This window comes from Paenibacillus sp. 8b26 (assembly GCF_050626875.1).
Lineage (GTDB): Bacteria > Bacillota > Bacilli > Paenibacillales > Paenibacillaceae > Paenibacillus.
In genome coordinates, this window is record NZ_CP192445.1 from 5,154,413 (window position 1) to 5,174,784 (window position 20,372).

General features: G+C 43.4%; 17 protein-coding genes, 1 pseudogene and 1 CRISPR repeat array. Of the genes and pseudogenes, 14 read left to right on the forward strand and 4 right to left on the reverse strand.

The genetic code is table 11. The features are described 5' to 3' along the window. Positions 1–20 precede the first annotated feature (20 nt). Positions 21–1,556 (forward strand): right-handed parallel beta-helix repeat-containing protein, encoded by a 1,536-nt coding sequence (locus tag ACQ4MX_RS23985; protein WP_431087718.1) that lies wholly within the window; start codon positions 21–23, stop codon positions 1,554–1,556. A gap of 207 nt (positions 1,557–1,763) precedes the next feature. On the opposite strand, the gene ACQ4MX_RS23990 is transcribed toward ACQ4MX_RS23985, so the two are convergent. Then, entirely contained in the window at positions 1,764–3,074 is a 1,311-nt protein-coding gene (locus tag ACQ4MX_RS23990; protein ID WP_431087719.1) for an amidohydrolase family protein, read from the reverse strand. 157 nt (positions 3,075–3,231) lie between these two features. Between ACQ4MX_RS23990 and ACQ4MX_RS23995 the strand changes: the two genes are divergently transcribed. Further along, positions 3,232–3,660 carry a MarR family winged helix-turn-helix transcriptional regulator gene (locus ACQ4MX_RS23995; RefSeq protein ID WP_431087720.1) on the forward strand — a complete coding sequence of 143 codons (429 nt, stop codon included), beginning with the start codon at positions 3,232–3,234 and terminating at the stop codon, positions 3,658–3,660. Between the two features lie 119 nt (positions 3,661–3,779). After that, entirely contained in the window at positions 3,780–4,127 is a 348-nt protein-coding gene (locus ACQ4MX_RS24000) for a DUF2294 domain-containing protein (RefSeq protein WP_431087721.1), read from the forward strand. A 17-nt stretch (positions 4,128–4,144) separates the two neighbouring features. Here ACQ4MX_RS24000 and ACQ4MX_RS24005 read toward each other — a convergent pair whose 3' ends face one another. Next, entirely contained in the window at positions 4,145–4,573 is a 429-nt protein-coding gene (locus tag ACQ4MX_RS24005) for a DUF4395 domain-containing protein (RefSeq protein WP_431087722.1), read from the reverse strand. 159 nt (positions 4,574–4,732) lie between these two features. Between ACQ4MX_RS24005 and ACQ4MX_RS24010 the strand changes: the two genes are divergently transcribed. Next, positions 4,733–5,413 carry a hypothetical protein gene (locus tag ACQ4MX_RS24010; protein WP_431087723.1) on the forward strand — a complete coding sequence of 227 codons (681 nt, stop codon included), beginning with the start codon at positions 4,733–4,735 and terminating at the stop codon, positions 5,411–5,413. Between the two features lie 441 nt (positions 5,414–5,854). Here ACQ4MX_RS24010 and ACQ4MX_RS24015 read toward each other — a convergent pair whose 3' ends face one another. Beyond that, complete coding sequence (locus ACQ4MX_RS24015; protein WP_025685628.1) at positions 5,855–6,070, reverse strand: helix-turn-helix domain-containing protein; 216 nt, start codon at positions 6,068–6,070, stop codon at positions 5,855–5,857. Between the two features lie 170 nt (positions 6,071–6,240). On the opposite strand from ACQ4MX_RS24015, the gene ACQ4MX_RS24020 reads away from it, so the two are divergent. The 6 genes and pseudogenes from ACQ4MX_RS24020 to ACQ4MX_RS24045 all read left to right on the forward strand — a co-directional run bounded on the left by ACQ4MX_RS24020 (position 6,241) and on the right by ACQ4MX_RS24045 (position 8,854). After that, positions 6,241–6,891, forward strand: a complete 651-nt coding sequence (locus tag ACQ4MX_RS24020) for a hypothetical protein (protein ID WP_431087724.1) — start codon at positions 6,241–6,243, stop codon at positions 6,889–6,891. A gap of 84 nt (positions 6,892–6,975) precedes the next feature. Continuing rightward, a complete protein-coding gene (locus ACQ4MX_RS24025; RefSeq protein ID WP_337916212.1) occupies positions 6,976–7,089 on the forward strand; it encodes a putative holin-like toxin in 114 nt (37 codons plus the stop codon). A 155-nt stretch (positions 7,090–7,244) separates the two neighbouring features. After that, the gene (locus ACQ4MX_RS24030) at positions 7,245–7,352 is read left to right on the forward strand and encodes a hypothetical protein (protein ID WP_431091402.1); all 108 of its coding nucleotides are present in this window, start codon (positions 7,245–7,247) and stop codon (positions 7,350–7,352) included. Between the two features lie 34 nt (positions 7,353–7,386). Then, positions 7,387–7,555: pseudogene (locus tag ACQ4MX_RS24035) on the forward strand (tRNA(His) guanylyltransferase Thg1 family protein); the annotation flags it as partial. 3 nt (positions 7,556–7,558) lie between these two features. Beyond that, entirely contained in the window at positions 7,559–8,011 is a 453-nt protein-coding gene (locus ACQ4MX_RS24040; RefSeq protein ID WP_431087725.1) for an ATP-binding protein, read from the forward strand. Positions 8,012–8,023: 12 nt separating this feature from the next. Then, positions 8,024–8,854, forward strand: a complete 831-nt coding sequence (locus tag ACQ4MX_RS24045) for a siderophore biosynthesis protein (protein WP_431087727.1) — start codon at positions 8,024–8,026, stop codon at positions 8,852–8,854. Positions 8,855–8,896: 42 nt separating this feature from the next. Here the strand turns inward: ACQ4MX_RS24045 and ACQ4MX_RS24050 are convergent, their stop codons facing one another. Beyond that, positions 8,897–9,385 (reverse strand): hypothetical protein, encoded by a 489-nt coding sequence (locus ACQ4MX_RS24050; RefSeq protein ID WP_431087728.1) that lies wholly within the window; start codon positions 9,383–9,385, stop codon positions 8,897–8,899. A gap of 366 nt (positions 9,386–9,751) precedes the next feature. Then, positions 9,752–10,794: direct repeats of the CRISPR family, unit length 32 nt; unit sequence GTCGCACTCTATATGAGTGCGTGGATTGAAAT. Between the two features lie 417 nt (positions 10,795–11,211). On the opposite strand from ACQ4MX_RS24050, the gene ACQ4MX_RS24055 reads away from it, so the two are divergent. The 4 genes from ACQ4MX_RS24055 to ACQ4MX_RS24070 all read left to right on the forward strand — a co-directional run bounded on the left by ACQ4MX_RS24055 (position 11,212) and on the right by ACQ4MX_RS24070 (position 20,309). Beyond that, the gene (locus ACQ4MX_RS24055; protein ID WP_431087729.1) at positions 11,212–12,684 is read left to right on the forward strand and encodes a hypothetical protein; all 1,473 of its coding nucleotides are present in this window, start codon (positions 11,212–11,214) and stop codon (positions 12,682–12,684) included. Between the two features lie 294 nt (positions 12,685–12,978). Continuing rightward, positions 12,979–14,445: an Ig-like domain-containing protein gene (locus ACQ4MX_RS24060; protein ID WP_431087730.1), complete on the forward strand. Its 1,467-nt coding sequence runs from the start codon at positions 12,979–12,981 to the stop codon at positions 14,443–14,445. Between the two features lie 146 nt (positions 14,446–14,591). Continuing rightward, on the forward strand, positions 14,592–15,470 hold the full coding sequence (locus tag ACQ4MX_RS24065; protein ID WP_431087731.1) for a hypothetical protein: 879 nt from the start codon (positions 14,592–14,594) through the stop codon (positions 15,468–15,470). Positions 15,471–15,713: 243 nt separating this feature from the next. Further along, complete coding sequence (locus ACQ4MX_RS24070; protein WP_431087732.1) at positions 15,714–20,309, forward strand: fibronectin type III domain-containing protein; 4,596 nt, start codon at positions 15,714–15,716, stop codon at positions 20,307–20,309. The last annotated feature ends 63 nt before the right edge of the window (positions 20,310–20,372 follow it).

The following is a 20,372-nucleotide window of genomic DNA, read 5'->3' on the forward strand; positions in this document are numbered from 1 at the left end:
GAAAAGGGGGATGGAGGACCATGAAGAAATTAGGGAAAATTTTTCTGGTGGGTTTAGCCATGGTTTTGGGGCTTGGTCTAATGGCCGGAAATGTGCAGCCCCCCTCCGCCTCCGCGGCCGGTACAGAATATTATGTGGCCACGAGCGGCAGCGACTCCAACGCCGGAACGAGCGACGCGCCGTGGAAGACGCTGCAGCACGCGGCCGACGTGGCTCCTGCGGGCAGCACGGTTTACGTCCGGGGCGGTGTGTACAAGCAGAAACTGAAGATCACCCGCTCTGGCTCCGCTTCGCAGGGTCCCATTGTGTTCACCAACTATGGGACGGAGACCGTCACCATTGACGGCACCGGACTTTTGGTCAGCGGGAACGAAGGGCTGATCGAACTGGCCGATGTTAATCACGTTACCGTTCAGGGGTTTGAAATCCGTAATTTTACCACTGCTTCCAAGAATGCGGTGCCTGTAGGTATTTATGTCCACGGTTCGGGCGGCTTCATTAATCTGTCCAACAACAAAATCCATGACATCAAAAACACGGTCACTCCGACCGGCAAAGATCGACTGGGCCGGGACGCTCACGGTATCGCTGTTTACGGTACGAAAGCTCCGGCTTCGATTCACGACCTTACGATCAGCGGCAATGAGCTGTACAATCTCGTGCTGGGCTCCAGCGAATCGCTCGTTTTAAACGGCAACGTGGACGGCTTTGCGGTGACCGACAACCTCATTCACGATAATGACAACATCGGGATTGATCTGATCGGTTTTGAGGGAACTGCGCCGAATACTGCTTACGATCAGGCGCGAAACGGGCTGGTGAAGGGCAACCGGGTGTACAATAATTCTGTTCAAAATAACCCATCTTACAAGAGCGATGACAACTCGGCCGGCGGCATTTATGTGGATGGAGGCAAGGACAGCATTATCGAGCAGAACTACAGCTACAACAACGACATCGGCGTCGAAATTGCTTCCGAGCATGCCGGCAAAGCCACCAGCAATATTACGGTCCGCAGCAACGTGATATATAACAACCGGCTGACTGGCATTGCCATGGGCGGTTACAATGAGGAGCGCGGCTCAACGGTAAACTGCAAGATCGTGAACAATACGCTATACAAGAACGATACGTTTGACGACGGAAGCGGCCAGCTTTTGGTTCAGTACGATACGCGAAACAACGTCATCAAAAACAATATTTTCGTGGCCAGCTCCACGGATGTGCTGATCTCCAATGGATACACCAAAAATTCCGGCAATGTTGTAGATTATAATTTATATTTTGCTCCGAGCGGCAGCTCGGAAGCCAACTGGATCTGGAAAAATAAAGAGTATACAGGATTCTCCGCGTACAAATCGGGGACCGGCAATGATACGCATTCTCTGTTTGTCGATCCTAAATTCGTGAATGCCGCGAACGGCGACTTCCATTTGCAGTCTTCGTCACTGGCGATCGATGCCGGGAACACGGATCGTGCCATCATTGGAACGCTGGATATTGACGGGAAGCCCAGAGTAAAGGGAGACGCTGTGAACATCGGTGCCTACGAGTAAGCCTTATATTCAATGAAAAACAGTGCGTACCGAAACTATGCGGTGCGCACTTTTTACAATGTTCCTTGCACAGAATCAAAAAATACCGGATTTTTATATGATTTGTGAGGGCGGCCGGATAATTATTTCGATTACACTGACATCGTTTGGTTCGTTAATAATGTATGCAATCGCTCTGACGACATTGTACGGGGATATCGACTCTGATTAACATAGTTGTTGCACACCTTTGAACCACACGGATTTGATCGACAAGGTATCCGAGATGTTGGTTGTCGGATCACCGTTTACTAGTATAAGGTCAGCGAGCGCACCTTCGGTAATACGGCCGCGATCGTTAAGTCCAAAGCAACGGGCCGGTTTTGCGGTAGCCGACTGAAGCGCTTCTGTCGGAGTGAACCCTGCCTTAACCAGCAACTGCATTTCATGATGGACGCTGGCTCCATGAGCAAGGCCGCCAAGATTCGGAACAGGAACGGGAGCGACATCCGTCCCGACCAGAATATCCACACCGGCACGGTGAAGATCCATCACATTTTTAAAGCTATTCTCCATATTGCCTTGTGGGAAAGTATTGAAGCTAGAGTTCAAAATATCAATCCATTCCGGACTTAATTTCGAATAAACACGCGGATCATTCGCCAATTCTGATGCCGAATTCCCAAGAATGGATGAGTTCAATACCAAGCACGGTGTAACAAACGCGCCTGAATCTGCTATGGATTTTACCAACTCGGATGTGAATTCGGGTCTGTCCATAAACAAGTGTCCCAATCCGTCGACCCCAATATCGATGGCGGTTTGCGAAGAATGAGCCGTCAAGACGTGGGCTATGACGATTTTATCGAACTTATGGGCTTCTGCCACGGCTGCTTTTAGAATCTCGTCGCTTAAAACAGGCAGTCCAGGGGCACCCATGACCGTCCCTTCTTCAATCATGATCTTAATATAGTCGGCACCATTCTCCACTTGGGTATGCACATGTTTGATCGCTTCTTCCACAGTCGTCACTTGGGGCACTTTTTCGTGATCGTGATCGTAAGCGGCAAGCATAGCTTTCCGGTCTTCCTCCGATAACTTCTCCAATTCCTTTAATACGAACTCAGGTATTTCATCCCCATGCGGAAATAATTCATCTGGATGACCACCCGGAGCGGTGATCGCTGTGCCAGCAGAACGGACTTCAGCGACGTCATTCGCATTTTTTAACTGAATTTCGCGTCCTCTTTCCGTAAAATCGCCGTTCATTTCGAGCTCTGTCGTAACGCCGAATTTTAAAGCATCTCGTAACCCACCGATTGAAGTGTGGACATGCGCATCAATCAGGCCGGGCAATAATGTCGCATTTTCCCCATCGATGATCGTTGCATGCGTCGGAAGGTCTCCGCCTACCGAAATAATGGTTTCCCCATGGATGATAACATTTCTGGGCTCAATAACTTTTTCTCCATCGAAAATACGTACATTCGTAATCGCTGTAACTTTTTCTAACGTAGAGCTTTGAGTTACATTCTTCATGTCGTTCCTCCTTAGTGTTCAATTTGAAACACTTAGAATTCTAACTGTTAGTTTTATGACTGTCAACAAACTAAATTTTTATTTGACAAACAGTTTAGAGATTTATATAGTTTATTTACTGACAATTAGACTTCTAATAATTTGAGGAGGTACGATTATGAAAACCCAAAAGGATACGGTTTATCTGGATTTGTTTCAGATTATCGGTCTTAAGTTAAAGAAAAGAGCGGACGAGAGCATAAAAGAGTTGGGATTAAATGCTCAACAAGGAAAAATGATTAGCTATATCTACGAGAATCAAGAAAATGATTTAATTCAGAAGGATCTTGCCGATCGGTTTCATCTGCGCGGAGCCAGCATTACCAGCATACTTCAAGGTCTTGAGCAAAAAGGATTCATTGAGCGCAAAATCCCGGCCAATAATGAACGGCAAAAAAATATTTATGTTTTACCAAAAGCCATTGAATTGATTGAAGCTTTTAGTGACTCTTTCCAAAAGGTGGAGGACGAAATTGTTCAAGCCCTGACCGAAGAGGAGAAGCAAATTTTAGAGGGAATGTTAATCAAAATTAATGAACGCTTATAATTGCAGATAAAATCATGTTCCAAAAATCACTTTCGCTAGTCTCTGTTTTATATGATAGGAATCGGTTATGATGGAAATAGTAATAGGGATTTTAGTAGATTTTAGGAGAGCGGTGCGATATGAGAAGGGAAACGGGTTTTAACGAAATTATTCGAAAAGTACGTAAAGAGCTATTTGGAAAAGGCCCGGAACGCATACATACAACCTTTGTAGATAATATGGCCATCACGATGCTGTATGGAAATTTAACCCCATCCGAAAAGTTTCTGGCACAAGAGGTTGCCGGGAAAGAGATGGTGCATGCAGCCCGAACCAAAATGGTTCAAAAAATCTATCCCGTACAGTTCAACAAAGAACTGGAGGATTACATGGAGTCCCGACTGCTGCACCTCTTTTCGGATATTAAGGTGGAGGAAGATATAGCCATCTCTGTTTTTGTATTTGAGGATACGATTGTTGCAAAATAGGATGAAGGGGAGACAATCTATACGTGATTTCTTCTCCGATATTGATATTGGGACCATTGGTAGAGAATAAAGCATCCGACACAAAAGCCCAGAATAGCCACCAATGCCGCCACCAGCACCATCGCCGAGAACACATAAGCGACAATACTCCATTGGAACGTAAATCCTGCCAGAGCCACCAGCAGAAAAAAGACGGCAAGGAGCTGATTAAATCTTTGCTGTCCGCGGTCCTCCTGCACATATGAGGAAGGGCTTTTCTTTAAAAACAGCTTGGCTACCCGCATCACCGGATTGAAGTTGAAAAGCACACCGAGCAACCCCGCAACAAGTGGAATAGCTAACACCCCATACGCCCCTGTAATCCAGGTAAAGACCACAGACAGCACAATCACCCATTGATTAGCCCTGACCAACGGACGGGGAATCGAGGCTGGAGCTTGACTCATATATATCATCCTTTTCACATCGGATAAAATAATTGAGATTATTATAACGTAATGGTTGGGGAATAGATAGCTGAAAAATGGTTTGAATGATTATAACTATAGACCCATTACCAAAGTCATGGTAGAGTTTTGGTATATATTCGGTAAAGGGGTCAGTTTATGAAAAAGATATTTTTATGTTTATGCGTGGCAGGGGTCGTTCTATCGGGGTGTACTACTTCCAAGAGCGATACCACGAGTACAGAGAGTGCTACAAGTTCAAATACATCAGGAGGCTCTGCCAGTTCATCTGTGCATGAGACGATAGCGACTGAAAATAAGGGATATCAAGGTAAAATTTCATTTCGCAACGTAGGCTGGGGAATGAGTAAAGAACAAGTAAAGGCATCTGAAGATATGAAGGTTGAGGAAGAAGATCATGAGTCAGTTGGCTATTATTCCAAGATATTGGGACTGGAAAGCGGACTCATGTACTTATTTGTGGATGATCAATTGGTTCGTGCAGCTTATGTAGTGACCGAAAAACATACCAATAAAAATGAGTATATTGAGAATTATAATGACTTAAAAAAGAGCCTAACGGAGAAATACGGCAAACCTAGCAGTGATGATACCCTTTGGAAGGGAGAGTTATACAAAGATACACCAAGCCAATGGGGAATGGCTGTAGCGACAGGCGAATTGCATTATCAGGCAGTATGGGAGACAGAAGACACAGAAATTTTGCTTGATTTACATGGTGATAATTTCGAACCCGCCCTGAGTCTAGTGTATGACAGCAAGGATCTACAGCATTTGAGTGAGCAGCAAAAGGATCAGGAATTGAAAAAGAATTTATAACAGAACAAGGCAAGGGACCCGGAACATTCGCACCTCGCGCCAGACAAGGGATAAAGCGATTTTGGGGTGTGATTTCTAACATTATTGGTGAGTTGAAAAGACATTCGCGAAAAAGCGTTTACAAAGCCTTGCTGGATAAGGCTTTGTAACGCGTGCTGTTGCTCCTTATGTAGGAGCGACAGCACGTATTTCTCATACCACACATGTAGCACAGCTATGACGTTCCTCATTTTTCTTTGAAATATAAAAAAGGTTTGCCTTAGAACTTGGCAAGCCTTTTTTATGTTGGTTATAAAATGTTGATAAACTCATGATGAACTAACATTTTTATAGATGTGGAACTGTTCGGACTACCGCCCTAAAAAGCTGAACACCAAAAAAGAAGCCCGTTTTAACACAGACCCCTTTAATGTATTCCCACGCTAACATACACAAATCACGCTATTCTGTTTCTTCAAACTGCATTAACACGGAAATGTCCTTGATCTCCAGAGCATGGGCGATCTTTTCAAGCATAAGCAAGTTCACTTCTTGTCGGTCATCACTACTTAGTTTGGATATCCTTGCTTGTGAAACACCGGATAGTTCTTCTAATTGTTTTTGAGTGATACCTTTTTCTTTGAGAATTTCCTTTAGCTTGATTCTGATTTTTAACATTTGGATTTCCTCCATATATCGTTGACAAAATATGACCATAGGGTTATATTTATTTTATGACCTTAAGGGCATATTTGAGGCTGGCATACTACAACCCAAAGGGATGCAACGAACATACCCTTAGCTTTGCTATTGCTATTTTACCAGAATTTCAATGGAGGATGATACCTATGACTGAAAAACTGAAAGCGAATGTGCAAGCGATCAAGGACATTGTACGCATGAATCAGGTGTGGGAGCAGGAAAAGGGAGAGCAAGGAGCGGCAGAACTACACTATTATCATATTGTAGATGCACTTCAACGAAAATGGCAAACCATCGGTGTCGATGTTTCGGACGCGATTGAGGTTTTTGAAAGCGGGTATAACGATGCATGGACACGGATTATTGAGCCAGCTCCTTGGAACCCCAATTTAACCACTAATGATTTAATTCACCTGCTCAAAATCAGTCCCGAAGCTGTGCAGATTCGTCATGCTATGCAAATCATACTGAATACAGTTGAAAGACGCAATGCGTTCATCCGTCGTATTTTTAATGTGAATGATCAGGCAATCCAGCATCTGCTCTATCTAATGAAAGACGAATACCTGCGTTATGAGCAACTCCCAGATGAAACCTTTATGGCGATGTATGCTATGAATCCGGTCGAAGCCTTATCTGTATATTTTCTGGAATCCGTAGATGTGCATATGTACTGGGAATGGTGTGATGCTGGCGGTACAGGCGAACAGGCCATGCAGTATAAGCAGGATGATCCTTTTATGACGCTGATTCAAGCGATTGAAAGAGTAGAAGAGGAAATGTATGCCCGTACATAACAATCCATAGGTATAGATGCTACACTGACGACAAAATGGCTTGGGTGGGCAGTTGGCTAGTCTCCTGTAAAGGATGTGAGGGCTGTGGAGGTTAAAGATGCTTTGACATTAATGATGATGTTGGGTACGCTGCTGGTTGCGTTGATCGGATTAATTGTCACCATCGTAATCGCATTGAACCAACACAACAGAAAGTAGACGGCCCACTTATAGCGAATTTCAAACCCGTTTGTTACAATTCAATAAAATGGATATAGACCATACATCATAGAGGAGGACATATATATATAAGATGGATATTCAACAAAAATGGATGTGGCTCACAGTCCTATGAAGCCATTTGTCCTTGGTGTATTGCAGATGGCGGTGCGGCTGAGAAATGGAATGGAAGCTTCCATGATGCTGCGTGTTGCGCACATTTAGAAGGCGAGAAGCGCAATGAGTTACGTATCGAACGCTAGGATATCAAGCCTGGCAAAGTACAGCATGGTTTTTGGAAAACAACTGAAAGATAAGCTGTTTGTGGAAGAAGGGGTAAACTGGAACGATCTTCCGATTTGGCAAAAGCGCGGGGTATGTATTACCAAGCAACAGTAACGCAAAGGTGGGGCAATCAGAAACAAACTACATCAACCAATACGTCTACTTGGACAAGGATGTGTGAGAGTTGGAATGTGTCATTTTTATAGGAATTCAGGCTTCTGGAAAATCGACATTTTATAAAGAGTATTTCTTTAAAACACATATGAGAATAAATTTAGACATGCTTAAAACACGGAACAGGGAAAATATTTATCTTCAAGCCTCCATCGAAACGATGCAGCGCTTTGTTGTGGACAATACGAATCCGACGGCCGAGGAACGGAAAAAATATATAGCTGTTTCAAAAAATAAGGGATTTAAAATTATAGGCTACTATTTTGAACCTGATTTTGCAAAATCTATTAAGCGTAATGAGGAACGGACAGGTAAAGAGCATATTCCTGAGATCGGTATTAAAAGCGTAATGAGTAAGCTTGAAGTACCGAGCTACGAAGAAGGTTTTGATGAGCTGTACAGCGTTACATCCTGTGAAGGAACGTTTCGGGTTGAAAAGCTGTCGGAGAATCACACAATATAGGGGGAGTTATGCTTGAACATACCTGAGCGATTTATCAAACGTTTTCCAGCATATGAGGACGTATTTGTTGGCAATCTTGAACATTATCAGAAGCATTTTTTGCCGATTTGCTCGATTAATCTTCAATTTTTGTTCCCGGAGCAGGATGAGTGGTTGCATTTTGTTTCTGTAAAAGAAATTCACGAGGGCAGTGTAGGTGAGGATACCCAGTCATTTCACACCACATTCACGAAGGAAGATATGCTGGGGTTCGATGTGATGGATGGTAAATACAAATTCGAAGCGGATTGGGATTATTTTATCCTTCATCAGAAAGAGCAGTTGGAAGCTGCCTATGAAACGCTGAAATCCACCGGGGATAAAGCGTATCTACGAATGAAAAGGGAAGTCATGTCCCTGGATGAAGTAGAGCATGCGTACATTGCTAATGAACAAGACTATCTATCTCGCAAAGCGTTTTTTCTGAAAAATAACAACATTTATCCGTATTCCTCCTTTGGGGATGCCAAAGAGTCCGTAGAAGAACTTACCCGCGATTTTGAGGAAAAGCAATCCAACGGCTGGGGACTGAGTTGGCCTGAGGTCAACGGTATTTTGGATGATGTCGCTTTTCAATCTGATGAGGCTCAAAGCTATATAAAGGAATATGACGAATCTCTGGAAGAGATGCTCCAGTTCGAGCATACGAATCTGCTACATGTGCCTAAACGCGCCAATGGTGAGACTTTTACCTATCTCGGTTCCTTTACCGGATATTATTTTCAAGCGTTTGGGGCGGATTCGGTTTATTTATTTTATGATAAAGAATTAAGTAAAGCGGTAATTTGCTTCGAATATTCGTAAGGGTCAATGAAAAAAAAACTCCCTAGAAGGGAGTTTAAGAATTTATTTCTTATTCATCTCCACATCATGCTTTTTGGCAAGTGTGTTGACCTGTTCGCCAAAATCTCGGAATAGCTTTCTACCCTCGCTGAGTTTGGCGTTACTTTCATTGACTAAGCCCATATCCTGTTTTTCCAACGCATCAACCATCATAATGAAGGCTTCCTTTTGAGTACTAGCGGCCTTGATGTAGGTTTCGTGGACGGCTCTTACCTCAGGAGTTTCCGTCTTTACAGCTTCTAATTTATCAACGAATTTGGTATATTCGGGGATAATGTTGTCTTTTAAAGTATTATATAGCGTTAGATCATCTGTGTATTTATCTCCGGTCACGGATTCATACTTATCAGTTACTGCTTTTTCATCTTGTGCTAAGGGAAGCATTCCATCATTCACATAGGTAATTAAATCTTTTTTTACCGGATCGGTAGAGCAGGCTGCCAAAATGGAAAAGCAACATAATACCAACATAAATACGCTAAGTTTTTTCATCTGTATTCCCCTTTTTATGTATGTTATGGGTAATTCGATGTGCCTTGTAGTCAAAAAGAACTATCCATATCATTTTATTATATCGTATAAATAAGAGAATGGTAGGGTTTTTATGGTAAAATAGTGTCGAAACTAAGTTGATTGATCTGTTCATTAAAAATAGGTAACCATATAGAAGCCGATTCGGTGCGAACCCCAAGCGCACATGAAAATCCCGGGTCCTTCGCACCTCGAAACTTGTCGAAAAGTGTTGGATTGGTTATCTATCCGTAAAAGTCAATAGTTGATCCAAGCTTATTGGGCATCAGTTTTTACGGTAATGTGTGGAATTGATATCGTTAGGGTATGAATTACTGCATTTTCGCTGTCGCACTCTATATGAGTGCGTGGATTGAAATTTTAGGTCCAGCGGTGGAATATCCCTCTGGGGACAGTCGCACTCTATATGAGTGCGTGGATTGAAATAAAAATAACTATGCCAGCTTGGACAACATCATAGTCGCACTCTATATGAGTGCGTGGATTGAAATATGCAACTAAGGGAGTACGATGGTTCAACGCTTTCAGTCGCACTCTATATGAGTGCGTGGATTGAAATTCTTCCCTCTACGACAACATCCGACAGATTTGTTCGTCGCACTCTATATGAGTGCGTGGATTGAAATTCGGTATCTCGGTTGTAATAGTCGTCCCGGTACAAGTCGCACTCTATATGAGTGCGTGGATTGAAATCTTTTTTCTTTGTCTTCTTACGGCTGGCGTTGTGTAGTCGCACTCTATATGAGTGCGTGGATTGAAATCGCTAGGCACGATTAACGATACGACACGGGTGACATTGTCGCACTCTATATGAGTGCGTGGATTGAAATCAATACTACTGTGATTACAACGTCTCAGGATGTGAGTGTCGCACTCTATATGAGTGCGTGGATTGAAATGTCCGACTCGTAATATAATCTTTCAAGCTCATCCATGGTCGCACTCTATATGAGTGCGTGGATTGAAATCATGTGTTTAGAGGCAATACTCATTTGCCCTTTATGTCGCACTCTATATGAGTGCGTGGATTGAAATATCTTCAAATTTTGCAATATTTATTTTATTCAAGTCGCACTCTATATGAGTGCGTGGATTGAAATCATCTTAGAGATGCATATCCAGCGTCTTTTACATACGTCGCACTCTATATGAGTGCGTGGATTGAAATATGAGGGTATCCGCGGCCTTGACCGACTCGTTGGTCGCACTCTATATGAGTGCGTGGATTGAAATTGAGTCAGTTCCCGATGTTTGATAATCTCGAGAGAGTCGCACTCTATATGAGTGCGTGGATTGAAATCATTCGTTCAGTGTGGTGCGCGGTATATGGAGCTGATCGTCGCACTCTATATGAGTGCGTGGATTGAAATGCGAACACGTCCTACGCTCTAAATTTGATTGGTCTACGTCGCACTCTATATGAGTGCGAGATTGAAGCACAGTGCTCAAAATAACTTTTTACGTGTTTTGCGAAAGGTACATTATGTGCGCTCAAGTTTTTTAGCTTGAAACTCAAAGAAGGCTCCCTCTTAATTAGGGGAGTCTTTTTCGTCGTGATTTTTAGGATAGAAAAGTAGACAAGGATTTTCAGTACTCTGTCCACTGCCTCAGGCATGCTTCCGAAAGCGGTGACTTAATTATCACGGATTACAAATAAGAATATTTGAAGAAGTATATTCCATTAGAACCAGAATTGTTTTATGATAGTGATAGACAGCTTAGAAGTTTTCCAGATGTATCTGGGGAATAGCGGAAATTTCTTAAAACATTCGAGAGGGGATTTCAGTATGAACAGGTTCAGAAAGGCAACTTCGGTGTTGCTAAGCACGGTGCTCCTGCTTTCTTTCGGGATGACTGCGAACGCGAGTCAAAGCACAGAGGGTAAAACGGAACAAGCGATTAAAGCGGAGTCCAATTTTCAGCTAACAACTGAAAATGAAAGCGTCATTAAACATTTAACACGGGCAGACAAGCCCGCAAGCATTACAGATTCGGTGTATGCCATTACGGAAAATATCAACTTACAAACACCACAGAAATCTGTTTTGAAAAAGAAAGTTACCCCTTCCCTGAAAGCAAGTCCAAAGTCAGCATCAGCGAAAGCCACAGCTACAGCGTCCTCCGCTACATATTCCGGTACGATTACGGAAGAGGGAGGTACACAGTTTTTATATCCGATCTACTTGCAGCCCGGTGAATTGTTGCAGGCTCAATTGGACGGACCGTTTTCAGCGCAGCTTGACTATGACTTGTACTTATATGAGTTTGATATGACGACAGGTGACATTAATCCCAATGCCATTGACAATTCCATCTACGGTACTTATTTTAACAATTATGAACAAGGGTCTGCATCACTTCCCGAAAATGTAGGAGCCCGCAACACGACTGGATCTGAAAAGGCTTATGCGATTGCAGTCCATGCCAAGAAGGGGTCAAGTATTAATGATCTTTTCTATCTGACTGTGGATACAAGCTCCAAATATGATGCATATGAGCCGGATGAGAGCGCCTTTCATGCTTATAATTTTACAATTAACAACGCAGGTTCTTCGATTAACTCACGCTCCATCCATTCCGGTATAGATAACGATTGGTATCAAATCACGGTACCAGCAAGTCGTAATTATGATGCATTAAATGTAAAGCTGGATAGTACCTCGGAGAGCTACGGCTATAAAGCGGAAGTTTATGGGGTGCTCACTGGTAACCAAATGGTGCTTCTCCCGCAAACGAATCACAATGTTTCCTTGAATACGGGAACCTACTATGTGCGAGTGTACACCACAAGTCAGTATTCAGCCGACCATTTGTATACACTAACCATTAAACCGGTACTCAAGGCTGGTAAAATTGAAATTACTGGCTATAACTCCAATGGCTATTATGACTATCCAACTTACTCATACGGTCGTCATTATCGTATTAATGGAGGCAGCAGCCTGATCGTGAATGGTGTCGTTAAAACGACGGATGGTCAACTGGTTCCCAATGCTCCTGTCACTGTCGCTTGGCTGGATCAGAACTGGAGCGAGGGTAGCGGTAACCGTACCAGAACGGCTTCTACGTATACGAACAATAACGGGGCATTCAGTGTGACACTTTCCCTTCCACAGTCTACAGGAAGAAATGTAGATTATTTGGGTGACATTGGTTCTACGCACTATTATGATCTTACAGGAGTAGCGGCTCAGGTCGACGGCACCTCGATTAGTACAACGGATATTATTTATCTTTTTGCTTACAGTATTAGAAATTAAATCATCTTTTAACGTAGTAGAGTAAAACATAAGAGTCGCTTTTTTTCGCAATGGCTTGCTGAGGCTTTCCATTTTCGAAAAAGGCGGCTCTTTATGTTTTTTTGATTCAGCCACACTACATTACTATATACGCCAATGGTCCTGATATCATATATTACAAATAAAAATATTTAGTACAGTATCTTCCATTAGAACTAGAAGTGTTTTATGATAGAGTCATACAGCCTAGAAGTTACCCTGGTTTATCCGGGGAATAGCGGGAATTCCTTAAACCATTTGAGAGGGGATTTCAGTATGAAGAGGTTCAAAAAGGCTATTGCAGTTATGCTAAGCACGATGCTCCTGTTTGCTTTCGGGTTGACTGCGAACGCGAGTCAAGGCACAGAGGGGGTATCGGACCAAGCGATTAAGGCGGAGTCCGATGTTCAGCTAACAACTGTAAATGAAAGCGTCATTAAGCAGCTAACGCGGGCAGACAAGCCGGACAGTATTACTTCTTCGGTGTATGCAATGAAGGAAGATATCAACTTCAAGACACCAGAGACACCCTCATTGAAAAAAGAAACTGTTCCTTCGCTGAAAGCAAGCCCAACAGCAGCCACAGCATCTACTGCTACGTATTCCGGTACGATTACGGAAGAGGGAGGTACACAGTTTTTATACCCAATCTACTTGCAGCCCGGCGAATTGTTGCAAGCTCAGCTGGATGGTCCATTTTCAGCACAGCTTGACTATGATTTATACTTATACGAGTTTGATATGACGACAGGTGGCATTAATCCCAATGCTATTGACGCTTCCACCTACGGGACTTATTTTAACAATTATGAACAGGGGGCTGCATCCCTTCCCGAAAACGTAGGAGCGCGCAACGCTATCGGATCTGAAAAAGCTTATGCGATTGCAGTTCATGCCAAGAAGGGCTCTAGCATTAATGATCCCTTCTATCTAACTGTCGATATAAGTTCCAGCTACGATGCATATGAGCCGGATGAGAGCGCTTTTCATGCTTATAACTTTACCTTTAGTACGGGTGGATCTTCCCTTAACTCACGTTCCATCCATTCAGGCATTGATAACGACTGGTATCAAATCACGATCCCCGCAAGCCGTAATTACGATGCATTAAATGTAAAGCTGGATAGTACCTCGGAAAGCTACGGTTACAAAGCGGAAGTTTATGGAGCTCTCAGTGGCAACCAGATGGTGCTTCTCCCGCAAACGAATCACAATGTTTCTTTAAATACCGGAACCTACTATGTACGAGTATATACAACAAATCAGTATTCAGCTGACCATTTGTATACACTAACACTTAAACCGGTACTTCGGGCTGGGAAAATTGTAATTAACGGTTACGACTCTTCTAAAAATGGCCCTAATGACTACCCAACCTACTCTTATGGGCGTCATTATCGAGTTAACGGAAGCAGCAGTTTTACTGTGAAGGGTGTGGTTACTACAACTGACAATTATCCAGTTGCAAATGCCCCTGTTGATGTGACATGGTTGAATCAGAACTGGACCGAAAGCAGCGGAAATCGCACTCGTACAGGTACTGCATATACGGATCAGAACGGAGCCTTTAGTGTTACCGTTTCCCTACCACCTTCAACTGGAAGTATTGCGGAATATCTGTCTGGAGCAATCAGTTTTACACACTATTTTGATCTCTCAGGGGTAGCTGCTCAGGTTAGAGGTACTTCAATTATAGACACAGATGTTGTATATCACTTCGCTTACAGTATTTATGGCGGTTGATTAACTGCTTTAATATTTGTTCATTTTTTAGGACAAAGCATATATTCATTCCATATGTGCTTTGTCCGATATATATAGAAACAGGGTCACATTACATTATACATACGACTTAGAGTGCCTGTTACCAAATGACAGGAGGAAATGAAATGAATTTTGAGCCCCTTAGAATGCAACGAGCCGTTATTAACACTAGTAGCCTGCGGATAAATCCGGAAGCAAAGCAAGCCCAATCCCCCCAGCTTTATGAAGGAAAACGCTCCGAATTGGTTATTCAAGACTCCGTAGAGATTAGCGAAACCGGTAGGCAACTGGCTGAAGGAGCTATTGTATCACAGTCTGCTAAGTATTTCGGTACAACCCAGATCAACGATTCATTAAACCGAGTTTTAAAAGGTCAGCCAGAAGAAGTGTCCAACGCGGTGTACAGTATGATTGAATCCAATTTTATCGTCAATGGTACAGTAACAGATGAGAGCCAGCGAACCGTGTTACTGGAGATGGGAGTTTCCCAATCCAAGTATATTGCAGACCACTATATGGAAGGTGACAAGGCCAAAGAGTTTTTGGAAACCATGAACCAGATAGCGGCTATTGCTTTGACACGATCAACTGATCCGGAGACCGGAGATATTAACTACACGACTCCAATAGACCGTCCGTTAGGTGCCCCTGAGGATTATGTCAAACTGTCTGAAGTGATGAAGCAGGCTGATCCCCAAAAATATACTGCGTTCATCAATGACATTAAAGGTGGAGGGAATGGACTGAGTCAGCTGATAGATTTTGCACAAAAGGTTCCTCAAAACCCCAAATGGATTGAGAAATATAAGGAACGTACAGGAGAGATTGCGGAGTTGCTAAATAACACGCGAATAGAGAACCGGTTTGACAAGGCTGATACGACTTCAGCGTCTGCATTTATGAACAGTATGCAAAATATTCTTAAGGAATCTTCCGCTATACAGGACTCTTACAGTCAGAACTTGCGCGGCTTTTTTCGGAACTTGGGCATTCACGTTAATTAAGGCTTCAAGGCTGATCCCGAGATGTGGAATAATGTGGAATACAAGAATTTATGAATTTTAAATGATGTCGTGCTGTTTACATTACGTTTAGAACGAAGTATAATAACTTCAAAACATACTCGTTACTTTGAGGAAGCACCTCAAACTTAGGCTTAACCGCCTTCGTTTGGGGTGCTTTTTCTATTTTGGCCGAAACGAGTTTGTAAAACTCTTTGAAAATAAAATAAAGCAAGGGAGAAATGTATGTATCCAAGAAATAAGCGAAAGGTAAGGAAGTATAGCAAGTGGGTATATGGATTTTTAGCTGTAATGATCATGTTAACCGCCCTCCCTATATTTCCAGAGAGGGTATCAGCTGCTACCCAAGAGATCATCGGTGGACCTTTTTGCCAAAATAATTTACCTGGTGGGGGTGACAGTTGGGGGCTATGGTCAGGAAATGGAATAGGAGCAACTGAAGTTTATAATGGTACGGGTTCAGCAAGATATAAATGCGATGGTACTACGCAGCCTGCACACCGTTTTGTTGATATTGGAAAATCTATTAAGACATCGGATTATAAGATTTTTGTTTATATCGAAGGGTCTTACCATACTGATATATTTGTATCTAATGCAGCAGCGGGTAACAGTTGGCAGCCTAATGGAACAAATTTATATACATGGACCGATGTCACAAAATTTTATGCCAGTAGCACTTATCAAGGGAAATGGGTAGAGATCACAGACTCTATTACGTTAAAAGATATTCGGTATTTTAGAGCTATGGGTACTAACCAACAGACTAGTAATGAAATATCCAAGTTTGGAGTCCGTGTCATTCCCAAATCAGATCTGATGCCTAAACCACCCCAGATTAATGCAGGGGCTGAGGGCCAAGCAAGTACGGAATGGACCAAAGGACCTGTAACGGTTTGGATCAATGGAGACGTGGCGCCTGAAGGGCTGAAATACTATGAATACAGCCTAAATGGTGGAGCATTTCAACAGTACACAGGACCCTTTACTGTGTATGATCATGGTGTAAATACAATCTATGCCCGGACTGTAGACGTGAATAACCAGTACAGTGGTCTTTCTTCCGGGAATGTCAGGATAGACAAAATGCCGCCGACGCCACCGATCATAAGTGCAACGGGCAACAGTAATGACTATACCATTACATTGCAGCCAGGAGCGGACGACTATTCTGGGCTGGCTCATACACAATTTCGCGTGACGGGCGTTATTAATCAAGGTTGGCAAGATTATGGTGGAGCATTCCATGTTAATAAAGATGGTAAAAGCACGATTTATGCCCGCTCCATAGACAATGTGGGTAATGTGAGCCAAGAAGTAAGCAAGGAAGTCACTATTGATAAAAAGGGACCGACTGCTCCCGCCATCAGGGCTAGCGAGGTGGGTCCAACGATCAACAATGTGAATATTGCCATTGATTCAGGAAGTGATCCTGTAAATGGGATTAAGATGACGCAGTACCGTTTGAGTTCAGCAGGGGAGTGGCAGACATACAATGGCGTTTTTACATTAAACGCGGAAGGGCTGTACGAATTATCAGCACGAACAATCAATAATCTGGACGTGCCTAGTCCAATCGTGACTCAATCGGTCATGATTGATCGAACCAAGCCAACGCCCCCGGAAGTTACATTTTCCGAGGTGACGATGCCCACCCGATACACCAATAAGCCAGTACAATTTGCTATTTCGGGTGGAACGGATATTTCAGCAGTGCATTACGAATATCAAATGGGCTCTGGTAATTATGTTCCTGGTTCATCGGGAGTATTAAATAGTTCTGGCATCGTAAAAGTGACTGCTCAAGCTGTGGATGCAGCTGGAAATCGGAGTGATCCGGTGTCCGCAACATCTTATGTTGATTTGGAACCCCCTACGATCCAGCTGACACCAGATTCCCGTGAATGGAAGGATACGAATATTCAGGTGGGGATACGATACGCTGACCAGCATTCGGGGATCGAACCAACAACGATGCAGTATAAAATCACGAACAGCCCTGATGTACCCGAACATTGGGATACAGCTGCCGATACAGGAATTCAGATTAACCTTTCAAATGAAGGTGAATGGTATGTTCATGCTAAGGTTAAAGATCAGGCGGGTAACATTTCTGAAACGGTCAGCAGAGCACTTCGCATTCAGAAGCAGCCTCAGCCGGCTGAGCTTTCTGCGTCATCCGTACGAAATACAGAGGTCGATCTGCAATGGACTCTTCCATCGGGCCTTGATGATGGTTACGTCTATACCATCCGAAATTTAACTACGAATGAGATTTGGGATGTTACGCATCCGACAAATTCTTTTACAGACAAAGGGCTACAGGGAGGGCGTCAATACGAATATGAAGTGCGTTCCGGTAATCACGTGGGAGGCAATGCTTATTCCAATCGAGTTCGTGTGTTAACGTTACCTGATGCCCCGGATCAGATCCGATTACGAACCATTTCTCGTAATTCAGCACAAATCATGGCTGATTTTACGCCAGTGCTTTCAGCTGACAACTATAAGATTACAGCAACGGATGTTAGTACGGGGGAAGTCATATTTAAGGATACTGTTACACAGGATGTGTATAATCCAATTACGGGGATGAAACCGGGAGAATTTTACGATGTTTCTGTATCAGCTATGAATGCCAGTGGAGAGGGTGCGGCCAAGCATGTGTCTTTTTTAAGCCTGCCAGATAGCCCAAGTGGATTCCAAAATGTAACCGTGAAGGACGATGGAATCGACTTACAATGGAATCGTGTAATCACGGCGACATACTATGCTCTGGAGCGGGACAAAGCATCTGTTTATAAGGATGTGTATACTGAATTCGCTGATCAGGGAATTCAGGCAGGAACGGAGTATGATTATTCCATTTCAGCTGAAAATGCAACGGGCTTTGGAGATTATGCACATTTGAGGGTCATCACATTGCCTGATCGGGTAACTACGCTGGCTAGTGTGAAGAATGATGTATATTCTGTTAGTGTAGATTGGCAAGATGTACAAGGGGCTGACGGATACATCTTGAATGTTAATGATGAGCCAGATGTACGGATTCCCCGAGGAAGCTATGCCTATACTTTTGATGGATTGCCCGCAGGTAGGAATGCAAATATTCGAATCCGAGCCTACAATCGAAGTGGTATAGGCGGAGATACGACTATCAACGCGTTAACACTACCCACATCGGTTGTACGTCTTATAGCGGTAGAGGTTCGGGAACATGATGCCGCGATTGTTTGGGACCCAGTCGATGGGGCGACCAAATATAAAGTATCAATCAATAGCCAGGATTATTACAGCACTGAACCACGTGTAGTCGTATCCGGATTAGAAGGTGGACAAAAATACGATTTTCAGGTGAGCAGCGGTAATAGTAGCGGGTTCAGTCAGCCCGTGCGGGGAGAACTGCTTACGCTTCCACCTCAAGTGCAAAACGTCAAAGTCACAGAGCTAGGGAATGGCCAGATTTTGCTGAACTGGGATGAAACCAAAAATGCTTATCAATATGCTGTAATTCGGAAAGATACTGGTGAAATCTTGGACACTCAGGATACTAGTATTAAGCTTTCAGGTATCCAACCCGGTACGATTTACTCGTTCGGCATTCAAGCTGTCAATACAACGGGCGCAGGTGAGTGGACTCCATTTACGTATCGTGCGCTCCCAGGCCAAATACCAGATCATGAGTTGACATTTAAAGATGTAACAGATACCGATCTGGTAGTTACGTGGAAAGAAGCTCCTGGTGCGGATACCTACCATGTATACCAAAATGGGCTGCTTATCGGTCATACGGCCAACTCTAATTTTAAAGTAGATGGCTTGGACAGCTCCACGGTGTATCGTATTACCGTCAAACCGATTAATACAAGCGGTGAAGGTAAACAGACAGAAGGTGAGGTAGAAACGTTACCGTCTCCAGAATTTGCATTTTCGAAAACAGAAACGACCAATAGCGAGTTTATGATCCATTGGGAGTCAGAACACAAAAATGATATTTTTGTGCTCACCAGTGAAGGACAAATGGAACTATATCGTGGTAAGGATCGAAGCTTTATTTGGAGTCAACTTAAAGAGAAACAATCGTATGCTGTTCAGCTTTGGGCAGAAAACAGCCAAGGAAAGCGTACCATTGCAAAACAAGCGAACGGTAAAACAACAGGGAGTACTGGAGCCTCAGCCTCAGGCGGTGGAGCAGGAGGTGGGGGGATCATCAAGCCGATTCAGCCCGATGTAGAGGAGTTGACTGAAACAGCAATCATTCAAGCACCTTCAGTCGAGGCGAAGCCCAATCGCTTTAGTGACATTGAGCGGGCATTCAATAAAGATAAGATTAATGCCCTTGCAGATTTGGGGGTAGTGAAGGGTATGACCCAAACCCTTTTTGAGCCGAGCAGACCTGTAACACGTATGGAGTTCACTTCGATGCTCGTCCGTTCCCTGAAATTACCGCTCGAAACGGATATGGCTTTAAGCTTCGAGGATATCAATCCATCAGCGTGGTATGTTGATCTACTAAAAACAGCGATTAAAGATCAGGTCGCTCGTGGATTTAGTAATAAGGTATTTGCTCCAGATCGCGTTATTAACCGGGAGCAGGCGGCTAAAATGGTGAACAACGTTATCAAGGCTACGCCACAACAAGAAAGCAATATCTACTCAGATGCCTCTCAAATTGTGGAATGGGCCAGAGAAGATGTACTTGGTCTAACCGAAATTAATTTAGTACAAGGATATCCAGATGGAAGCTTCCGTGCAAAACAGGAAATCACACGTGCCGAAGCGGCTGAAATGATTTATAACATGATTCAAAAAATTCAATAAAAAGAAGGGGGTGGCATTAGCCAGCCCCTTTTTTGTGTATTTACATAGAGGACTTGATGCAGC

What these genes read in the sequence shown, in the direction of transcription:
- ACQ4MX_RS24010 (WP_431087723.1), top strand. Translation starts at nt 4,733, where the DNA reads ATGAAAAAGATATTTTTATGTTTATGCGTGGCAGGGGTCGTTCTATCG.
- ACQ4MX_RS23985 (WP_431087718.1), top strand. Translation starts at nt 21, where the DNA reads ATGAAGAAATTAGGGAAAATTTTTCTGGTGGGTTTAGCCATGGTTTTG.
- ACQ4MX_RS24065 (WP_431087731.1), top strand. Translation starts at nt 14,592, where the DNA reads ATGAATTTTGAGCCCCTTAGAATGCAACGAGCCGTTATTAACACTAGT.
- ACQ4MX_RS24055 (WP_431087729.1), top strand. Translation starts at nt 11,212, where the DNA reads ATGAACAGGTTCAGAAAGGCAACTTCGGTGTTGCTAAGCACGGTGCTC.
- ACQ4MX_RS24015 (WP_025685628.1), bottom strand. Translation starts at nt 6,070, where the DNA reads ATGTTAAAAATCAGAATCAAGCTAAAGGAAATTCTCAAAGAAAAAGGT.
- ACQ4MX_RS24000 (WP_431087721.1), top strand. Translation starts at nt 3,780, where the DNA reads ATGAGAAGGGAAACGGGTTTTAACGAAATTATTCGAAAAGTACGTAAA.
- ACQ4MX_RS24005 (WP_431087722.1), bottom strand. Translation starts at nt 4,573, where the DNA reads ATGAGTCAAGCTCCAGCCTCGATTCCCCGTCCGTTGGTCAGGGCTAAT.
- ACQ4MX_RS24060 (WP_431087730.1), top strand. Translation starts at nt 12,979, where the DNA reads ATGAAGAGGTTCAAAAAGGCTATTGCAGTTATGCTAAGCACGATGCTC.
- ACQ4MX_RS23990 (WP_431087719.1), bottom strand. Translation starts at nt 3,074, where the DNA reads ATGAAGAATGTAACTCAAAGCTCTACGTTAGAAAAAGTTACAGCGATT.
- ACQ4MX_RS24070 (WP_431087732.1), top strand. Translation starts at nt 15,714, where the DNA reads ATGTATCCAAGAAATAAGCGAAAGGTAAGGAAGTATAGCAAGTGGGTA.
- ACQ4MX_RS24050 (WP_431087728.1), bottom strand. Translation starts at nt 9,385, where the DNA reads ATGAAAAAACTTAGCGTATTTATGTTGGTATTATGTTGCTTTTCCATT.
- ACQ4MX_RS23995 (WP_431087720.1), top strand. Translation starts at nt 3,232, where the DNA reads ATGAAAACCCAAAAGGATACGGTTTATCTGGATTTGTTTCAGATTATC.
- ACQ4MX_RS24020 (WP_431087724.1), top strand. Translation starts at nt 6,241, where the DNA reads ATGACTGAAAAACTGAAAGCGAATGTGCAAGCGATCAAGGACATTGTA.